The 18176-nt window shown below is 66.5% G+C and carries 16 protein-coding genes and 1 pseudogene; 10 read left to right on the top strand and 7 right to left on the bottom strand.

The genetic code is table 11. From position 1 onward, the window contains the following. Positions 1-146: 146 nt before the first annotated feature. Positions 147-428, bottom strand: coding sequence for a hypothetical protein (locus tag ACWGQ2_RS17910; RefSeq protein WP_452019593.1), 282 nt, complete (start codon positions 426-428; stop codon positions 147-149). Next, positions 428-1585, bottom strand: coding sequence for a Rieske 2Fe-2S domain-containing protein (locus ACWGQ2_RS17905; RefSeq protein ID WP_452019592.1), 1158 nt, complete (start codon positions 1583-1585; stop codon positions 428-430). The genes ACWGQ2_RS17910 and ACWGQ2_RS17905 overlap by 1 nt, the downstream gene beginning before the upstream one ends. Positions 1586-1911: 326 nt before the next feature. On the opposite strand from ACWGQ2_RS17905, the gene ACWGQ2_RS17900 reads away from it, so the two are divergent. The 9 genes from ACWGQ2_RS17900 to hemL all read left to right on the top strand — a co-directional run bounded on the left by ACWGQ2_RS17900 (position 1912) and on the right by hemL (position 12258). After that, positions 1912-3450: an FAD-binding protein gene (locus ACWGQ2_RS17900; protein ID WP_452019594.1), complete on the top strand. Its 1539-nt coding sequence runs from the start codon at positions 1912-1914 to the stop codon at positions 3448-3450. 105 nt (positions 3451-3555) lie between these two features. Then, positions 3556-4617, top strand: coding sequence for a uroporphyrinogen decarboxylase (gene hemE, locus ACWGQ2_RS17895; RefSeq protein WP_452019591.1), 1062 nt, complete (start codon positions 3556-3558; stop codon positions 4615-4617). Between the two features lie 2 nt (positions 4618-4619). Further along, positions 4620-6086: a protoporphyrinogen oxidase gene (hemG, locus tag ACWGQ2_RS17890; protein WP_452019590.1), complete on the top strand. Its 1467-nt coding sequence runs from the start codon at positions 4620-4622 to the stop codon at positions 6084-6086. A gap of 70 nt (positions 6087-6156) precedes the next feature. Beyond that, positions 6157-6861: a hydrogen peroxide-dependent heme synthase gene (gene hemQ, locus ACWGQ2_RS17885; protein WP_452019589.1), complete on the top strand. Its 705-nt coding sequence runs from the start codon at positions 6157-6159 to the stop codon at positions 6859-6861. Beyond that, entirely contained in the window at positions 6858-8048 is a 1191-nt protein-coding gene (locus ACWGQ2_RS17880; RefSeq protein WP_452019588.1) for a ferrochelatase, read from the top strand. Before hemQ ends, ACWGQ2_RS17880 begins: the two co-directional genes overlap by 4 nt. Then, on the top strand, positions 8048-9001 hold the full coding sequence (gene hemC / locus ACWGQ2_RS17875) for a hydroxymethylbilane synthase (protein ID WP_452019587.1): 954 nt from the start codon (positions 8048-8050) through the stop codon (positions 8999-9001). Before ACWGQ2_RS17880 ends, hemC begins: the two co-directional genes overlap by 1 nt. A gap of 25 nt (positions 9002-9026) precedes the next feature. After that, positions 9027-9962 (top strand): uroporphyrinogen-III synthase, encoded by a 936-nt coding sequence (locus ACWGQ2_RS17870; RefSeq protein ID WP_452019586.1) that lies wholly within the window; start codon positions 9027-9029, stop codon positions 9960-9962. Then, positions 9959-10942 (top strand): porphobilinogen synthase, encoded by a 984-nt coding sequence (gene hemB / locus ACWGQ2_RS17865; RefSeq protein ID WP_452019585.1) that lies wholly within the window; start codon positions 9959-9961, stop codon positions 10940-10942. The genes ACWGQ2_RS17870 and hemB overlap by 4 nt, the downstream gene beginning before the upstream one ends. Further along, a complete protein-coding gene (hemL, locus tag ACWGQ2_RS17860; RefSeq protein WP_452019584.1) occupies positions 10942-12258 on the top strand; it encodes a glutamate-1-semialdehyde 2,1-aminomutase in 1317 nt (438 codons plus the stop codon). Before hemB ends, hemL begins: the two co-directional genes overlap by 1 nt. Positions 12259-12344: 86 nt before the next feature. On the opposite strand, the gene ACWGQ2_RS17855 is transcribed toward hemL, so the two are convergent. Together ACWGQ2_RS17855 and ACWGQ2_RS17850 are read right to left on the bottom strand one after the other, a co-directional pair. After that, a complete protein-coding gene (locus tag ACWGQ2_RS17855; RefSeq protein WP_452019583.1) occupies positions 12345-13163 on the bottom strand; it encodes an ABC transporter permease subunit in 819 nt (272 codons plus the stop codon). Further along, the gene (locus tag ACWGQ2_RS17850; RefSeq protein WP_452019582.1) at positions 13160-14095 is read right to left on the bottom strand and encodes an ABC transporter ATP-binding protein; all 936 of its coding nucleotides are present in this window, start codon (positions 14093-14095) and stop codon (positions 13160-13162) included. Before ACWGQ2_RS17850 ends, ACWGQ2_RS17855 begins: the two co-directional genes overlap by 4 nt. A gap of 216 nt (positions 14096-14311) precedes the next feature. Between ACWGQ2_RS17850 and ACWGQ2_RS17845 the strand changes: the two genes are divergently transcribed. Next, positions 14312-15274, top strand: a complete 963-nt coding sequence (locus tag ACWGQ2_RS17845) for an FUSC family protein (protein WP_452019581.1) — start codon at positions 14312-14314, stop codon at positions 15272-15274. Between the two features lie 50 nt (positions 15275-15324). On the opposite strand, the gene ACWGQ2_RS17840 is transcribed toward ACWGQ2_RS17845, so the two are convergent. From ACWGQ2_RS17840 to ACWGQ2_RS17830, 3 genes and pseudogenes are all read right to left on the bottom strand, one after another. After that, on the bottom strand, positions 15325-16164 hold the full coding sequence (locus ACWGQ2_RS17840) for a MetQ/NlpA family ABC transporter substrate-binding protein (protein ID WP_422401561.1): 840 nt from the start codon (positions 16162-16164) through the stop codon (positions 15325-15327). A gap of 255 nt (positions 16165-16419) precedes the next feature. After that, a pseudogene (locus ACWGQ2_RS17835) lies at positions 16420-17097 on the bottom strand (methionine ABC transporter permease); the annotation flags it as partial. Next, positions 17094-18074: a methionine ABC transporter ATP-binding protein gene (locus tag ACWGQ2_RS17830; RefSeq protein WP_452019580.1), complete on the bottom strand. Its 981-nt coding sequence runs from the start codon at positions 18072-18074 to the stop codon at positions 17094-17096. The gene ACWGQ2_RS17830 and the pseudogene ACWGQ2_RS17835, both read right to left, overlap by 4 nt. Between the last annotated feature and the right edge of the window lie 102 nt (positions 18075-18176).

Here is an 18176-nt window from a genome sequence, read left to right as displayed (position 1 = left end):
GCCCGGTTCCAGCTCGAACCTGGCCGCACGAACGGCGCAGGTGCAGGCCGGTTCGAGGGCCAGCTCACGGCCCCGGCTGGAAACACCCTTCCGGAGCACAAAAAAGCGGGGACCGGCTGGTCCCCGCTTTTCCGTCATGGCTTGTACTACGAATCCGCCTCGTCGCGGTGGATTACCGGGATGGTGCCCTCAGCTGAGGCGTCCCGGATACTGGCTGCCAGAGTCTCGCAGCCGGCAAACCGTTCTGCGGGGTCTCCGCCCGCGCAGAAGCCCGGGCGTTCCCTGCACGCGGCCAGGGATTCGGCGTCCCACTGAATGCTGGTCTGCTGCCAGCTGGACTTGCGGACCTTGACCACTGCAATGCATTCCCGGCAGGCAAGGGGCTGCATGGGGAGGTCGAGGAGCCTGTTGTCTACTGTTGGTTCCATCAGACCAGCTGCTCCGCTGCGGCCTTGCGGGCTGCCAGCTGCCGTGCCACTTCCTTATGCCAGCTTTCCATGGGCCGTTCGGTGTCCAGCTCGTACTCGAAGCGGTCGGTCATTTCCGGCTTGACGTCCGCGACGTCCACGAAGAACTGCTCGTACCAGCGGCGGAGCTGGTAGACAGGCCCGTCCTCCTCGCAGAGCAGCGGGTTGTCGATCCGGGTCTTGCTCTTCCAGATTTCAACGTCCTGCGCAAAACCGCGGAGCACCCAGGTGGCCTGTTCTGATGCGATGACCTCGGCGTCACCGGGCAGGTCCGGGCTCTTTTCCACAATGATGCCGGACATCAGCACAAGCTTGTTTTCATCGATCGGATAGTGCGCATTGATGAAGATGGTGTCCATCTCGAACTTGTCATACACGTAGGTGAGTTCATCGATCATAAAAGACGGGCCGAAGTAGGAGGCCTCGGAAATCGTCTTCATCATTTTCGGAGCACTCGGATCGGAGGATTCAGGTGCCATGTCCTCGCGGATGTCGCCGTCGAAGTACTGGGTGGCCACATGGCCTTCAAACACGTTCTTGAAGTACGTGGGGAAGTTTCCGTGCACGTAGAAGAAGTGCGCCATGTCAACCACGTTGTCCACGACTTCGCGGGTGCTGGTGTCCACCACGATTTCGTTCCAGAACCACTTCGTCCAGGTATCGGACATGGCGCCCTTGATCCGCGGAATCTTCTGGTTCTCCGGGGGAGGGTTGCCCTCGGGATCGTTCCAGACGAACAGCAGTCCGTCCTGGTCCATGGTTTCCCAGGTGCTGGTGCGGGCCCGCAGCGGAACGCGGCGGGCGTAGGGGATGTCCTTGCAGCGTCCGTCGCCGCCCCAGCGCCAGTCGTGGAACGGGCACGCGATTTCGTTGCCCTTGACGGTGCCGGTGGAAAGATCGGCGCCCATGTGGCGGCAGTAGGCGTCCAGGACGTTGATGATTCCATCAGACCCGGTGAACACAACGAGTTTCTGGCCAAAAGCCATAACGGTGTGCGGCTTGCCGTCCTTGTACTTCTCGGAAAGACCCAGGCAATGCCAGCCCCGGGCAAACCGGGCCGGCAGTCCGTTGTTCTCGATTTGCCTGATTTCGTCCTGCTCCGGCTCAACGATTCCCATGTATTCCGTCCTTTCAGATGCCTATCCGGACCGTGCTCTACCGCCTGAAATCTAGCCAGCGGGGTCTGCGCGTGCCGGGCCAGTCCCGATGTTCGGGACAGCGCCCTGTTTAGCGCACGCATGCCCGCACCCTGCGCACGGATCCTGCTGGGTGGGACGGCGGTTGGCCGGGAGAGTCTCCGCTGGTTGTGTAGGCCACCCAGCACGCTGGAAAAGCCCGGCACAACAACCGGAGGAAGCAGTCCGGTGCCCGGCACCGGCCGGATCAACTCAGTCAGGGGAAAGTCTTGAACGCACAGGTATGGGACAGCCAGTACGACGTCGTTGTGGTGGGCTCGGGGGCAGGAGCCATGGCCGGCGCATTCGCTGCGGCAGCGCGCGGGCTGAGGACCGTGGTGGTGGAGAAAACGGATCTGCTCGGCGGGGCCTCAGCCTACGCCGGAGCGTCCTGCTGGCTGCCCGGAACCCAGGTCCAGGAACGCGCCGGGATGGCCGATTCGATCGTTGAGGCGCGGACGTATCTGGCCTCGGTCCTGGGCGAGGGAGAAAGCGGGCGCCGGGAAGCTTTCCTTGCAGCAGCCGGGGAACTGGTGGATTTCCTGGAAGCGGATCCGGCCATCGAGTTCTACTGGACCGCTTTCCCGGACTATTTCCCCGGCCCCGGCCGGCAGGACACCGGACGGTCCATGATGCCGGTGGATCTGCCCAGGGAGGAGATCGGCGAACTGGCAGCCCTGGTGCGGCCCCGGGTTGAATCCGACCGCTATGGGCAGCCGCATCCTGAGGGTCCACTCACCGCGGGCCAGGCCCTGATTGGGCGGCTGCTGCTGGCTATGCACCGGACCGGAAATGCAACCATCCTCACGGGCACGGCCATGACCGGGCTTATCACCGAGAACGGAAAGGTAACCGGCGTCGAAGTTGAATCCCCATCAGGCACCTTTACGCTGGGTGCGTCCTCGGGAGTGCTAATGGGTGCAGGAGGTTTCGAAGCAAATCCGGCGATGCGCCAGGAGTCCGGGACGCCCGGAGCGGCGCAGTGGTCCATGGCCCCGAGCGGCGCCAACACCGGAACTGCCATCCGGGCCGCGGTGCAGACCGGAGCAGCAGTGGACCTGATGGACGAGGCTTGGTGGTGCCCCGGCGCGCTTCAGCCGTCCGGCGGCGCAGCCTTCACCCTCGGTTTCCGCGGCGGAATCATGGTGGACGCTCGCGGAAAGCGGTTCGCCAACGAATCCCTGCCCTATGACCAGATGGGCCGGATCATGGCCCAGGCTCCCGAGGCCAGGATTCCGTCCTGGATCATTTTCGATTCACGGTTTGGCGGTGAACTCCCGGCCATCATGCGTCCGGACAACACCTCCCCTGCAGAGCACCTGGCTGCCGGCACCTGGGTCCAGGCGGACACTCTGGAGGAACTGGCAGCCCGTACGGACCTCGATCCGCACGCCCTGGCCGCCACCGTGGCACGTTTCAACGGTTTCACCCGGACCGGGGTGGACGAAGACTTCCACCGCGGCGAGGATCCCTATGACCTCTTCTTCGCCGTTCCCGGCAACGGACCCAACCCCGCCCTGGTTCCGCTTTCGGAACCGCCGTACTTCGCGGCACGGGTGGTGCTCAGTGACCTGGGTACCAAAGGCGGGGTCCGCACGGACAACAACGCCCGGGTCCTGACCGGGGCAGGGGAGCCGATTCCAGGGCTCTACGCGGTGGGAAACACCAGCGCATCCTTCTCCGGGCGTGCGTATCCCGGTCCCGGCATTCCGCTCGGCTCGGCCATGGTCTTTGCGTTCCGGGCCGTGGCAGAGATGGCCGGCACGCCGCTGCCGGACAGCCTTGAAAGCAGCGTGCATTCGGGCTAGCGGCCGGAGGCGCCCGGTGGTCCCGGCCCGTGCCGGGACCACCGGGCGCCGGCCGGGGGAGGGACCCGTTTAACCTTTGGCGCGGATTTTGGGGAGAATCTAGATATGACTCTCAGCGCCTCTCATCCGCTCATGGATGGCCGCACGGCCGATTCCCCGCTTATTGCTGCCTACCGCGGCAAGACCCCGTCCCGGCGTCCCGTTTGGTTCATGCGCCAGGCCGGCCGGTCGCTGCCGGAGTACCGCAAGGTCCGGGAAGGAATCGGCATGCTCGAGTCCTGCCTGCTGCCCGAACTCGCCTCCGAGATCACGCTGCAGCCGGTCCGCAGGCACGACGTCGATGCAGGCATTTTCTTCTCCGACATTGTGATTCCGCTGAAGCTGGCCGGTGTCGACGTGGACATCGTTCCCGGCGTGGGTCCGGTCCTGGGAGCTCCGGTGCGCACCGCGGCCGACGTCGCCGCGCTGCCCGAGCTCACGGACGAGGCGCTGGAACCCATCCGCGAAGCCGTTGCCCTGACGGTTGCCCAGCTCGGCTCCACCCCGCTGATCGGATTCGCCGGAGCCCCGTTCACCCTGGCCGCCTACATGGTGGAGGGCAAGCCCTCGCGGGACCACCTGGGTCCGCGGACCATGATGCACGCCGATCCGGATACCTGGCAGGCCCTCACGGACTGGGCCGCTGACGCCTCCGGCAAGTTCCTTCGCGCCCAGCTCGAAGCCGGTGCCAGTGCCGGTCAGCTCTTCGATTCCTGGGCCGGCTCGCTGGGACTGGCGGACTACGTCTCCAAGGTGGCTCCGGCTTCCGCCCGGGCACTGGACCACGTCCGCGGCCTCGGCGCTCCGCTGATCCACTTCGGCACCGGCACCTCCGAGCTGCTGGGTGCCATGCGGGACGTGGGCGTCGACGTCGTCGGCGTCGACTACCGGCTCCCGCTTGATGAAGCCAACCGCCGGCTCGGCGGCAGCGTCGCGCTGCAGGGCAACATCGATCCGGCGCTGCTGGAAGCGCCCTGGCCGGTGCTCGAAGCGCACGTCCGCCAGGTCCTGGAAGCCGGCGCCGGCGCACCGGGCCACGTGGTGAACCTCGGACACGGCGTTCCCCCCGAAACGAACCCCGAAGTCCTGACCAGGGTGGTGGAACTCATCCACTCAGTGGAGCCGTAGCCATGCCGGGATCCCGCAAACCCCAGACCGCTCAGGAACAGTCCGCCGCTGCACCGCGGGCTGTGGTGGTTGGCGGCGGCATGTCCGGGCTGATCGCAGCCCGGGACCTTGCCCGCGAAGGCTTTGACGTCAGCGTCCTGGAGGCCTCCGGGGACTTTGGCGGCTGCGTCGGCACCCACCGTGTGGCCGGCCTGGAGCTGGACAGCGGAGCGGAATCGTACGCGACCCGCTCTCCGGCTGTTCCCCAGCTGGTGGAAGAGCTTGGTCTGCAGGGGAACATTGTGGCGCCGAACCCTGCCGGTGCCTGGCTCCAGCTCGGCGGAGCAGACCTGGCGCAGGCCGCGCAGCGGATGCCCCAGACCGGCCTGCTGGGAATCCCCGCCGATCCGCGGGCAGAGGAGATTTCGCGCGCCATCGGACGCACCGGCGTCGCCCGTGCCTCCCTGGACCGTGTGCTTCCGGTTGCGCCGCTGCTGCGCCGCGACAAAGTCAGCCTCGGTGAAGTGGTGCGCTCCCGGATGGGCGAGGCGGTCCTCAAGCGCCTGGTTACTCCGGTGGTGGGCGGGGTCTACTCCGCGGACCCGGACGTGCTCGACGCCGATTCAGTAGCCCCCGGACTGCGCAAGGCGATGGCCGAACACGGGTCGCTCGGCGCTGCCGTCGGCGCCATGCGGCGCGCGGCCCCGGCAGGATCCACCGTGGCGTCCCTGAAGGGCGGAATGGGGACCCTCGCCAAGGCCCTCACTGATGACCTGGCAGCCCGCGGCGCCCGCCTGCTGGTGAACACTCCGGCCACCGGAATCGAACGCACCGGCACCGGTTTCCGAATCCACACGGACGCCGGGGCGCACGACGCCGATGCCCTCGTGGTTGCCGCAGACGGCCCGGCGGCGGTGGACCTGCTGACCCCGGCCGTGCCTGAACTTGCAGCCTTCCGCCCCGGCCCGGGCCCCGGCGTCGCACTGGTCACCCTGGTAGTGGACAAACCGGAGCTGGACGCCGCACCGCGGGGGACCGGCGTGCTGGTTGCCCGTGACGCCGACGCAGTCCAGGCCAAGGCCCTGACGCACGCCACCGCCAAATGGCAGTGGCTGGCCGAATCCACCGGTCCCGGCACCCACGTGCTCCGGCTCTCCTACGGCCGCGGACTGGGACCGGGGCAGGAAGCGGACGTCACTGCTTTGCGTCCGGACGCTGAACTCTTTGCCGCTGCGCTGGCGGACGCCTCGGCCCTGCTGCAGGTGCCGCTGGAGGAAGCAGACGTCATCGACTGGGACGTTGTCCGCTGGGTCGGTGCCCTGCCATCCGCCACGGTTGGCCACGCTGACAGGGTTGCCTCCGTGCGTGCCGCGGTCGCGGAAGTCCACGGACTGGAAATCGTAGGCGCCTGGCTGGCCGGAACCGGCCTGGCGGCAGTCACAGCCGATACCAGGTACCGGACCTCACACCTGGCCGAGGCTGTGAAATGATAAAAATGTTCTACGCTTTGTAGAAGTTCCGTATTCGCCTAAGCCTGCCGGAACCGGCAGACTATAAGTCATGAGTGAGTCCATGGGTCAGAACGCACCAGCCGAAGCCGAAACACAAGAACAGTTCTTCACACTTTGGACCGTTTTCAAGCGGTCCGATCTTCCCCGTGAAACCAGCGACGGCGCCCTGGGCGCCTTCGAGGAGCTGGTGGGCAGCTTCGCTGCCGAGAATGTCACCCTCCGCGGAATCTACGATGTCTCCGGCATGCGCGCCGATGCAGACATCATGATCTGGCTGCACGGCGGCCGGGCAGAGGCGCTGCAGGCAGCGCTGCGGGAGATCCGCCGCTCCGAACTGTTCGCAGGCACGGAGATCGCATGGTCGGCCATGGGCGTCCACCGCGACGCCGAGTTCTCCAAGAACCACTGGCCGTCCTTCGCCCGGGGCATCGACCCCGAGGCATGGATCTGCGTCTACCCGTTCGTCCGCTCCTATGAGTGGTACCTCCTGCCCGCCGAGGAACGCGGCAAGATGCTCCGCGATCACGGCATGCTGGGCCGGGAGTTCCCGCAGGTGCTGGCCAACACTGTCGCCTCCTTCGCGCTGGGCGACTGGGAGTGGATCCTGGGGCTGGAAGCTCCGAACCTGGTGGACCTGGTGGACATGATGCGCCACCTGCGCTCCACCGAAGCACGCAACCACGTGCGTGAGGAAATTCCCTTCTACACCGGACGGCGCATCCCCGCCGCCGAAGTATCCGAGGTGCTTCGATGACTTCCCTTTCGACCCCCGCAGGCTTTGACCCCATGGAAGGTGTCAGCGAGGACGGCGTTATGGCGCCGGCTGAATATGACGCGATCCTGCTCGCTTCCTTCGGCGGCCCCGAAGGCCAGGAAGACGTTATTCCCTTCCTGCGCAACGTCACCCGCGGCCGCGGCATCCCCGACGAGCGGCTTGAGGAAGTAGCCACCCACTACCGGGCCAACGGCGGCATCAGCCCCATCAACGAGCAGAACCGCGCGCTGAAGGCAGCCCTCGAAGCTGAGCTGGAGCGCCGCGGCATTAAGCTGCCGGTTCTCTGGGGCAACCGCAACTGGGCTCCGTACATCAAGGATGTGCTCCAGGAAGCCTACGACGCCGGTTACCGCCGCCTGCTGATGGTCACCACCAGCGTGTACTCCTGTTACTCCTCCTGCCGCCAGTACCGCGAAGACCTGGGCATCAACCTGGTAGAGACCGGCCTGGACAAGAAGCTGCAGGTGGACAAGGTCCGCCAGTACTTCGACCACCCCGGATTTGTGGAGCCCTTCGTCGAAGGCGTGCGGGACTCCCTGGCCAAGGTCCGCGAGCAGCTCGCTGCCGCCGGCAAGGAAAACGGGAAGATCGAAATCCTGTTCTCCACCCACTCCATTCCCACCGCCGACGCCGAGGCCGCAGGCCCGCGCGACGTTGAGTTCGAAGAAGGCAGCGCCTACGTTGCCCAGCACCTGGCCAACGCGCGCGCCATCATGGACCGCATTCCGGAAGCCGCCGGCCTGGACTGGCAGCTGGTGTACCAGTCCCGCTCCGGCTCGCCGCACACTCCATGGCTGGAACCGGACATCAATGACGCGATCGCCGAGCTGCCTGCCAAGGGCGTCGACGGCGTCGTTATTGTGCCGCTGGGCTTCGTCAGCGACCACATGGAAGTCATCTGGGACCTCGACACCGAAGCCATGGAAACCTGCTCCGAGCTGGGCCTGGCCGCACACCGTGCGCCAACCCCCGGCATCCACGAGAAGTTCGTCTCCGGCCTGGTGGACCTGGTGTGCGAACGCACCGTTGAGAACAACATTGCCGTCCGTCCCGCAGTGACGAACCTCGGGCCCTGGTACGACGTCTGCCGTCCCGGCTGCTGCGCGAACCTGCGCGGCGAAAAGCCGACAATCGCCGGCGCCGATTCCACGGTGGGAAGGCAGTAGTGGCGCATTCGCCTGTGCTGATCGGCACCCGCGGCTCCGCCCTTGCCGTCACCCAGACCACCACCGTAGCCAACACGCTGGCCGAACTGGGCGGCTTCGACGTCGACCTGGTCCGGGTGCGGACCGAAGGCGACGTAAACCGTGCCGCTCTCTCGCAGATCGGCGGAACCGGTGTCTTCGTGGCAGCGCTGCGGGAATCCCTGCTTGCCGGGGACTGCGACGTCGCCGTGCACTCGCTGAAGGACCTACCCACGGCCGAGGCTGACGGGCTGACCATCGGGGCCATCCCGGCCCGTGTGGACGTGCGCGACGCACTCTGCGCTCGGGATAACCTGACGCTGGCACAGCTTCCCGCAGGCTCGAAGATTGGTACCGGGTCGCCGCGCCGCGCCGCCCAGCTGCGGGCAGCGCGTCCGGATCTTGAAATCATCGATATCCGGGGCAACGTGGACACCCGCCTGGGCCGTGTGGCCGGACTGGTGGAAGGTGCTCCCGGGGACCTCGACGCCGTGGTGCTGGCAGCAGCCGGGCTGAGCCGGCTGGGCCGCCTGGACATGGTCTCGGAGTTCCTGGATCCCTCTCTCATGCTGCCGGCACCGGGACAGGGTGCGCTGGCTGTTGAATGCCGTACCTCCGACGCCGCTGAAGGCCCGCTGAGCCGTGCCCTGGCAGCCTACGACGACACCGCCAGCCGCATGGCAGTCACCGCTGAACGGGCACTGCTGCAGCGCCTTGAAGCCGGCTGCACCGCCCCGATCGGCGCGCTGGCCCGCGTCACAGACCAGGGCCTGGCCCTGGAAGCAGTGGTTTGCAGCGACGACGGCACCCAGGTGCTGCGCCGGTACTCCTCCACCTCACAGGCGGATGAAGACGGCGCGCGGGCCCTGGGAATCCGCATGGCCGAAGAGCTCCTGGCGGCAGGCGCAGCAGACCTCACCGACCTGGCATCCTAAGCGGCTGCGGCAAAGGACACCACGGATGACCGCAGAGCGCCGCACGCCGTCCGCACCCGGACCCGGAACCCGCCCCGCAGGGATCCTGGCCGGGACGGATGTGGTGCTGCTGCGTACTCCGGACCGGGCCGGACCCATGGCCGCCGAGCTGCGCGCCCGCGGAGCACACGTGCGCCTGCTGCCCCTGATCGATTTCCAGCGCCCTGCGGACCCCGAACCGGTGTCCGCAGGGCTGCACGGACTCGGGCAGGGCGGATTCGACTGGATCATCTTCACCTCCGCAACCACGGTGCAGGCGCTGGGCGCCGTTGCCGAAACCCTCGGCAGCACGCTTGCAGCTCTCTGCAGCGGCACCGGCGTGGCGGCTGTTGGTTCCGGTACCAGCCGGGCGCTTTCCGCCGCCGGTATTGCCGTGGACCTTCTTCCCACCCGGGACCAGTCTGCGCGCGGGCTGGCCGCGCTGTGGCCTGCTCCGGGCCCGGGACGGAACCGGATCTTCCTTCCTCAGGCAGATATCGCCAATCCATTCCTGCGTACGTCGCTGGCCGCCGCGGGCTGGGACATCGTTGCAGTGCCCGCCTATGAAACCGTCGACTATCCGGCTCCGGCAGGCCGGCAGATCATCCATCGGGACAAACACCCCCAGGATGACGTGCTGACTTTGGGGGACTACGGAACCTGGGCCGCTGACCGCCCATCCGGAGCAGGAGCCGGTTCCCACGCCGTCGTTGTCACATCACCGAGCACCGCGAGGCGTTTTATCCGCGGAGCCCACCTGCCCGGAACCGCAGTGCTCGTAGCCATCGGTGACCCCACGGCAGCAGAGCTGCAGGAGCTGGGTCATCCGGCCGCGGCCACGGCACACCATCCCACCCCCGCCGGCGTAGCCGACGCGGTCCAGACGGCACTGGCCGCCCCAAAAGTCCCCAACCCTGACCCGGAAGGCAGAGAACAGCCATGAGCTTCCCCCAGCACCGCCCCCGCCGGCTGCGGACCACACCGGCCATGCGGCGGATGACCGCCGAATACCGCCTGGATCCGGCCGAACTTGTGCTCCCGGCCTTCATCCGCGAGGGCCTCACCGAGCCGAACCCCATCACGTCGATGCCCGGCGTCGTGCAGCACACCACCGAGACGCTCAAGCGCGCCGCGGCGGAAGCCGTTGAACTCGGCGTCGGCGGCATTATGCTCTTCGGCATTCCGGCAGAGCGCGACGCCACGGGCAGTGCCGGCACTGACCCCGACGGCGTGCTGAACAAGGCGATCGCTGACGTCCGTGCCGAGGTTGGAGATGGCCTGGTGATCATGAGCGACGTCTGCCTGGATGAATTCACCGACCACGGACACTGCGGCGTGCTGGACGCAAACGGCGTTGTGGACAATGACACCACCCTTGAGATCTACGGCCGGATGGCTGTGGAGCAGGCCCGCGCCGGAGCCCATGTGCTGGGCCCGTCCGGCATGATGGACGGCCAGGTCGCCGTGATCCGCCAGGCCCTGGATGAAGCAGGGTTCCAGGACGTGTCCGTCATTGCCTACGCAGCGAAGTACGCCTCGGCGTTCTACGGTCCGTTCCGCGAAGCCGTTGACTCGCAGCTCAAGGGCGACCGCCGGACTTACCAGATGGATGCCGCCAACCGGCGCGAAGCAATGCTGGAAGTCGAGCTGGACCTGGAGGAAGGTGCAGACATGGTCATGGTGAAGCCGGCCATGAGCTACCTGGACATCCTTGCCGACGTGGCAGCGATGTCCCCGGTTCCCGTAGCGGCTTACCAGATCTCCGGTGAATACGCGATGATCGAAGCTGCGGCTGCGAACGGCTGGATCGACCGCCGCCGCGCCATCGAAGAATCCGTCCTCGGCATCAAGCGTGCCGGTGCCAACATTATTCTCACGTACTGGGCCGCCGAGCTGGCTGCCTGGCTGAAGGAAAGCAAGTAATGACCTCCACTGTCTCCTCCGAAGAGCTCTTTGACCGCGCCCGTGCCCTGATGCCCGGCGGCGTGAACTCACCCGTGCGCGCGTTCGGCTCGGTGGGCGGCACTCCGCGCTTCCTCGTTTCCGCCAAGGGACCGTACGTGACCGACTCCGAGGGCCGCGAATACGTGGACCTGGTCTGTTCCTGGGGCCCCGCCCTGGTGGGCCACTCCCACCCGGACGTCCTGGCAGCGGTGCACTCCGCCGTCGACCGCGGATTGTCCTTCGGTGCTTCCACCCCGGCAGAAGCCGAGCTCGCAGCCCTGGTGATGGACCGCGTGAAGCCCGTCGAGCGCCTGCGCATGGTTTCCACCGGCACCGAAGCGACCATGACTGCTGTACGGCTGGCCCGCGGTTTCACCGGCCGCAACCTGGTCATCAAGTTTGCCGGCTGCTATCACGGCCACCTGGACGGCCTGCTGGCCTCCGCCGGTTCCGGCGTCGCCACCCTGGCCCTGCCCGGCTCTGCCGGCGTCACCGCAGCCACCGCTGCGGAAACCCTGGTGCTGCCATACAACGACGTCGCTGCCGTGGAGGCAGCCTTCGCCGAGCATGGAGCGGACATCGCCGCGGTCATCACGGAAGCAGCTCCGGCCAACATGGGTGTTGTCACCCCGGCCGAAGGCTTCAACGCCGCACTGTCCCGCATCACCACCGCCCACGGCGCACTGCTGATCCTGGACGAAGTCCTCACCGGTTTCCGCACGTCGCCCGCCGGCTACTGGGGCCTGACCGGAGAGAAGGAAGGCTGGGCTCCGGACCTGTACACCTTCGGCAAGGTCATTGGCGGCGGCATGCCCGTGGCAGCACTGGGCGGCCGTGCAGAGGTCATGGATTACCTGGCGCCGCTCGGACCGGTGTACCAGGCGGGCACGCTGTCCGGAAACCCGATCGCCATGGCCGCCGGCGTGGCCACGCTGACCGCGGCGACGCCCGAGGTCTACGCGAACATTGACGCACGCTCGGCGCAGCTGTCCCAGGCTGTCTCCGAAGCGCTCTCGGCCGAAGGCGTGAACCACAGCGTCCAGCGCGCCGGCAACCTCTTCAGCATCGCCTTTGGCACTGCGGAGCACGGGGTGCACGACTACGCCGATGCGCTGGCCCAGGACGCGTTCCGGTTCAAGCCGTTCTTCCACTCGATGCTGGACTCCGGTGTGTACCTGCCGCCGTCGGTCTTCGAAGCCTGGTTCCTCTCCGGTGCGCACGACGACGCCGCGATGGATCGGATCCTCGCTGCCCTTCCGGCAGCAGCGAAGGCAGCGGCGGCCGCCCAGCCGTAGCGCTCTCCCACATCGCTCAAACGAGATGACAGAAACTGCCCGTATCAGCACTGATACGGGCATTTTCTGCTATCTCGGTGGGGTGGCTAGCCCAGGATGTCCCTGCGGCTCAGCGCCCACACGGATAGGGCCGTGAAGAACACGCACGCTGCGGCGAGGAGTCCCAGGCCAGCAGGGTCGAAGCCCTCGGCCAGCGGATCGTTCCGGTAGGCCCAGGAGTAGGGGGAGAGGTTCCGCAGCCATTCCAGATCCGCGTTCTGGTTCGCCAGGGCATTGAGCACGTAGCCGGCAGCGGCCACGCCCGCAGCCGTCCCCAGCGCCGCGGTCCGGCGGCCGGTCAGCGCCCCTGCGGCCATCGCAATGCTGCCCGCCAGATAACCAAGGCCCAGCCAGGCGGCCTCCGCCGCTGCAACGTTGGCAACCTTCAGCCCAAGTTCCGCCGGAGAGCTGAGGGCCAGCACCAGGACGCCGGTGACCAGCGCGAACCAGGCCAGCCGCACCAGAATCCCCAGGGCAGTTTCCATGGCGTACCGGACCCTGCCCACGCCGTGGGAGAGGACGAGCTCGAGCCGTCCGGATTCCTCGGCACCGGCAATTGCCGCGCTTCCCCAGGACACCGCGGCAGCGGTGATGAGGACAAACCCCAGCAGCCCAAAAAACGTGGCCTGGACATAGCCCGGGCCGGACAGAATGTCATCGTAGCCAAGGGCGTTGACCAGCTCCGGCGGGAGGGAGCTGATCAGGTTCCGCATGTCCGCTCCGTTCATGGAGGGATACAGGGGCAGATAGAGCAGCAGCACTGCAGCCAGGGCCAGGGTCCAGATGAGCGTGGAGCGCCAGGAGTCCACAACCGCGCGGCGGAAAACCGGCAGCACTGCTGGTCTGGGAACGCGCTGCGGGCTCACACCGAATCCCTTCCATGCCCAGGTTCGGCGGCGGCGTCGCCGTAGAGCCGCAGGACGGATTCCTCCAGGTCCGGTTCTTCAACTGCCAGGTCCAGCACACGGTGCCTGGCCAGCACTTTGATGAAGGGATCAATGCCGCCTTCCACCGTGCCCTGAACGTGGGCGGTCCCAGCCTGCCAGGTCACTGTTCCCTGGAGCCCGGCCGCGGCCAGTTCATCCTGCAGCACCGTGTCACCAAGACCCGTAAGGGACGCACGGACATGGCGCAGTCGGTTCAGCCGCAGTGAAGCCACGTCTCCCTGCGCCACCACTTTGCCGAACGAAAGAACGGCAACCTGGTCTGCGCTCTGCTGGATTTCACTCAGTACATGGGAGCTGAGCAGCACCGTGCGCCCGGCGGCCCTCGCCTCGGTCACCAGTTCCAGGAACTCACGCTGCACCAGGGGATCAAGACCGCTGGTGGGTTCATCAAGGACCAGCAGGTCCGGGTCATGCATAAAGGCCTGCACCAGGCCCAGCTTCTGCCGGTTGCCTTTGGACAGGGAGCGGACGGGCCGCGACAGGTCCAAACCGAGCCGCTCTGCGAGTGCATCCATACGGCCGGCGGGAACGGGGCCGCTGATCTGGGCGAAGTGCTCCAGCAGCGTCCGGCCCCGGGCCCGGCCGCTAAGCCGGAAATCGCCGGGCAAATAACCGATCCGGCGGCGCAGTGCGGCACCTCCGGCGCGAGGGGCAACTCCAAGGACGAGGGCCTGCCCGGACGTGGGCCGGATGATGTCCAGCAGCATCCGCAGGGTCGTTGTCTTTCCGGACCCGTTGGGGCCAATCAGCCCGAAAACGGTTCCCGGTTCCACCACGAGGTCCAAAGACACCACAGCCGTGGTTCGGCCGTAGCGCTTGGTTAGTTCCCGGGTCTCGATTGCCGGCGGCATAAAGGGTCCCTTCGGAGGGCCGGTGGCTTGGCCGACGGTTAGACTGCTGTTCCTGCAGGTGCAGCAAAGACGGCGAAGTTCCAGGGGGGATTCGTGCCCCTGAGAATAATGCCGGTCACACAGGAAATCGAGGCTTGCCCCGCTCGAAGGGTGGTTTCTCTCCCGCCCCATCCGTTAGCGGCTTCAGCCGGCCGGTGGATACAAAGGTCAGAACACATGGCGATTTTCAGTCCCCCGCAACCGGGAACGCTGCCCACTACGCTCAAACTCCTCGTGGCAATCCTGATCCCATCCGGGATCGTGAGCGTCCTCTGGGGGCCCTCGGCCAGCATGGGATTCGGGTTGGCCGTGGGCCTTGGCATGGCCGTGACGCCCGTGAGCCGGCCCCGCCAGGCCGCGCTGCTGGTGGTCCTGGGGGCCGCCCTTGGCGGACTGGCCTCGCTGGCGGGTTCAACACCGTGGGCCGTCGCGGTGCTGATCTTCATCTCCGCCATCCTGTCCGCGGTCACCAACCAGCGCTCCGCAGGGCTGCTTTCACTGGCCCCGATTATCGTGATCCTCTTCGGCCCGGGTCCCATCGACCTAAGCTGGTGGTCCGCGGTTCTATGGATTCTGGCCGGCGGGGCAGCCGGCGCCCTGATCACCCGCCTGTTGAAGTTCCGGGCTCCCATCGTCCCGGTGGACAGGCGCACTGCCTGGGAGCATGGCACCGCCGTCGGACTGTTGTGCGCCGCGGTGATGTTCTGGAGCCTGTCCAATGGAATTCCCCACGGCTACTGGATCGCCGTGACCGTGCTGATGGCCCTGCGGCCGCTTCCCAACCAGCGCCGCGAGACCCTGAACGGACGCCTCATCGGCACTTTCCTGGGCGCCGTAGTTGCCCTGCTGGCAGTATTGTTCCTCCCGCTTTGGGGAGCCCTGGTTGTCGCCGTCCTGTGCCTGTTCCTCCTGATCTGGTACTCCATGGGAGGTGCGTACCTGATGCAGATGCTGGCACTGACGCCAATGCTGCTGATCTTCGCCTCACTGGGCGACACTGAACGCGGCTTCGAGCTGACAGTGGAACGGGTCGTCTTCACTGCCATCGGGTTTGCTGCGGCGGTGCTGCTCGCCATCCTGCTCCGGCGCTGGGAAGCCGGACGCGGGGCTGCCGGAAGTACCGGGCCCGGAGCCGGTTAACGAAATATGCCCCGCATCCTTGTGGATGCGGGGCATATTTACAGCCGGTCTTAGAAGGCCGGGGTCACGTCACCGTTCGGCCACTGCTCTTCAATGAAGGCCTTGACCTCAGGGGAGTGCAGGAGCTCTTCGAGCTTGTCGATCCGTGCGTCCTTGCTGCCGGTCTTCCAGGCCAGCAGGTTGGCGTACGGGTTGTTCTCCAGGGACTCCACCAGCAGGGCGTCGTCCGTGTTCAGGCCGGCATCAAGGATGTAGTTGCCGTTGATGATGGCCAGGTCCACGGTGGGATCGGAGAGATCGTTGACCAGCAGTTCGGCCTGGTTTTCCACGAAGTCCAGGTTCATCGGGTTCTGCTCGTCGGTCAGCGAGATCACCGAGGCGTCTTCCGGGACGTCCTTCAGCAGGCCGGCGTCCTCGAGCAGGGCCAGTGCCCGTGCCTGGTTGGACGGGTCGTTGGTGATGGCAACGCGGGCGCCGTCTTCGACGTCGGCGATGTCCTTGTGCTTGTCACTGAACACAGCGTAGGGCTCAATGTGGATGCCTTCGCCGTGCTCGAAGTCGTAGCCCTGGTCTGCGATCTGGGCTTCGAGGTACGCGGTGTGCTGGAAGTAGTTGGCGTCGATCGAGCCGTCGTCCAGCGAAATGTTCGGGGTCACGTAGTCATCGAAGGGAACTACTTCGAGTTCCAGTCCGGCATCGGCGGCCAGGTTGTCCGCCACGTATTCCAGGATGACGGCGTGCGGCTGCGGGCTGGCGCCCACAGTCAGTGTGACCGGGTTGGCGGGATCGAGGCTCTCAACAGCGCTGGAGGAGGATTCAGAACCCCCGCAAGCCGTCAGCGCCAGAGCCGCGGCCACGCCGGTGGCCACGAGTGAAAATGCTTTCCGCATCGGATGCGTTTCCTTTCGAAAGACCTGCCCGGGAGTCCCGGGAAGGCTGTTGTGCAGCTAGCGGCTACTGGCTGCAGGTCCCGTCCGGAGCCAGGGCACCGGACGGAAAACTGGATGGCTCCGGGTTTAGACCCGGGTCCGGGAGTCCCCGGCGGCAGGCTCAGCGTCCGGTGTGCCCGTGGGCGTGGCGGTCGCTGCTGCTTCGGCGCCGGACCGGGCCGGACGGCGACGGCGGCGGGTGGTGCCCGCGGCGGAGCGGTGGTCCACGCGGCGGGCCGCGAAGTCTCCGGCGAGCTGGATGATCTGGACGATCGCCACGATGATCACGATCGTGACCACCATGACCGCTGTGTCGAATCGCTGCACGCCGTAGTTGTACGCCAGCCGGCCCAGGCCGCCGCCGCCGATGATGCCGGCCATGGCCGAGTACCCCACCAGGGTGACCAGGGTGGTGGTCAGGGCAGCAACCAGGCCGGGCAGTGCCTCGGGCATCAGGACCTTGCGGATCACCTGCATGCGCGTGGAACCCATGACGAGCGCGGCGTCGATCTTCCCTCCCGCGACGTCACGCAGGGAGGTTTCCACCAGCCGGGCGAAGAACGGGATGGTGCCGATGCTCAGCGGCACACACGCGGCCAGCGGGCCGATGGATGATCCCGTCACGATCCGCGAGAAGGGAATCAGGATCACCATGAGGATGGCGAACGGAATGGACCGGGTGATGTTGACGATGATGTCCGAGAGGATCCGGTTGGTCACCGGCATGGGCCGCAGGCCGCCCGGAGCGGACGTGTGCAGGAAAATGCCCAGCGGGAGTCCAATCAGGACGGTAAAGAAGCCGGATACGCCCACCATCAGGAGGGTGTCGGCGATCGCCTCGGGAAGAGCCTTGGTGATGCCCGGATTATTTGCGAGCTCTTCGAACAGGTTCATGCTGCCACCTCCACGGAAACGCCCTGGCCTGCCAGATACGCCTGGACTGCATCCATATCGATCCGTTCATCAAGCTGTACGCGCAGTCTGCCGAACCGCTGTCCGGCGAGGGTTTCGACGCTGCCGGCCAGGACGTTCACGTCCGTGTCAAAGCGCCGCGTGAGTCCGGAGAGAACCGGCTCGGTTGCGTGCTCGCCGACCATCAGCAGTTCCACCACCGGTCCGCCGGGCACCGGGGGAGTGGCGGGCAGCGGAATGAGGGCCTTGGCCAGACGGCCGCCAAGATGCGAAGCGACTTCCTGCAGCGCACCGTGTTCCACAACCCGTCCGGCTTCAAGCAGGGAAACCGAGTCGCAGATGCGCTTCACCACGTTCATCTCGTGCGTAATGATCAGGACGGTCAGTTCCAGCCGGTTGGTGAGTTCGGAAATAAGGTCCAGGATCTCATCGGTTGTCCGGGGGTCCAGAGCCGACGTCGGTTCATCGCAGAGCAGGACGTCGGGGTGGGCGGCGAGGGCGCGGGCGATGCCGACACGCTGCTTCTGTCCGCCGGAGAGCTGTGCCGGGTACGCACCGGCGAAGTCCTGCAGGCCCACCAGGGACAGCAGCTCGGTGACCCGCTTCTCGATCTCCCGCTTGGGCGTGCCGACAAGTTCCAGCGGATGGGCGACGTTGGCCGCCGTAGTGCGCGAGTCCATCAGGTTGGCGTGCTGGAACACCATGCCAATGCGCCGGCGGGCCAGGCGGATCTCGGAATCCCTGACGTTGGTCAGTTCCCGGCCGTCAATGGTGACAGTTCCCGACGTCGGGCGGTCAAGCAGCGTCAGGCAGCGGACGAGGGTGGACTTGCCGGCACCGGAATGTCCGATGATGCCGTGGATCGAGCCCTTGGGAACGCTCATGCTGACGCCGTCCAGGGCCACCACATCGCGGGAGCCCTGGCGGTAGACCTTACGCAGGTCGGTAACTGTGATCATTCATCCTCAATGTCTGCTCAACGTCGATGGGGGTGTGCGTGCAGGAAACAGTCCGGGGGAGGGGACGCCAATGGCCCGGCTGTGCGGGAAGTGCCTGCCAAT

The sequence above is a fragment of the Arthrobacter sp. NPDC055585 genome, assembly GCF_053619115.1.
This window is presented reverse-complemented; position numbering and strand designations above follow the sequence as displayed.

Coding starts and splice junctions, on each gene's coding strand:
- ACWGQ2_RS17910 (WP_452019593.1), bottom strand. CDS start 428: ATGGAACCAACAGTAGACAACAGGCTCCTCGACCTCCCCATGCAGCCC.
- ACWGQ2_RS17905 (WP_452019592.1), bottom strand. CDS start 1,585: ATGGGAATCGTTGAGCCGGAGCAGGACGAAATCAGGCAAATCGAGAAC.
- hemE (WP_452019591.1), top strand. CDS start 3,556: ATGACTCTCAGCGCCTCTCATCCGCTCATGGATGGCCGCACGGCCGAT.
- hemG (WP_452019590.1), top strand. CDS start 4,620: ATGCCGGGATCCCGCAAACCCCAGACCGCTCAGGAACAGTCCGCCGCT.
- hemQ (WP_452019589.1), top strand. CDS start 6,157: ATGAGTGAGTCCATGGGTCAGAACGCACCAGCCGAAGCCGAAACACAA.
- ACWGQ2_RS17880 (WP_452019588.1), top strand. CDS start 6,858: ATGACTTCCCTTTCGACCCCCGCAGGCTTTGACCCCATGGAAGGTGTC.
- ACWGQ2_RS17870 (WP_452019586.1), top strand. CDS start 9,027: ATGACCGCAGAGCGCCGCACGCCGTCCGCACCCGGACCCGGAACCCGC.
- hemB (WP_452019585.1), top strand. CDS start 9,959: ATGAGCTTCCCCCAGCACCGCCCCCGCCGGCTGCGGACCACACCGGCC.
- hemL (WP_452019584.1), top strand. CDS start 10,942: ATGACCTCCACTGTCTCCTCCGAAGAGCTCTTTGACCGCGCCCGTGCC.
- ACWGQ2_RS17850 (WP_452019582.1), bottom strand. CDS start 14,095: ATGCCGCCGGCAATCGAGACCCGGGAACTAACCAAGCGCTACGGCCGA.
- ACWGQ2_RS17845 (WP_452019581.1), top strand. CDS start 14,312: ATGGCGATTTTCAGTCCCCCGCAACCGGGAACGCTGCCCACTACGCTC.
- ACWGQ2_RS17840 (WP_422401561.1), bottom strand. CDS start 16,164: ATGCGGAAAGCATTTTCACTCGTGGCCACCGGCGTGGCCGCGGCTCTG.
- ACWGQ2_RS17830 (WP_452019580.1), bottom strand. CDS start 18,074: ATGATCACAGTTACCGACCTGCGTAAGGTCTACCGCCAGGGCTCCCGC.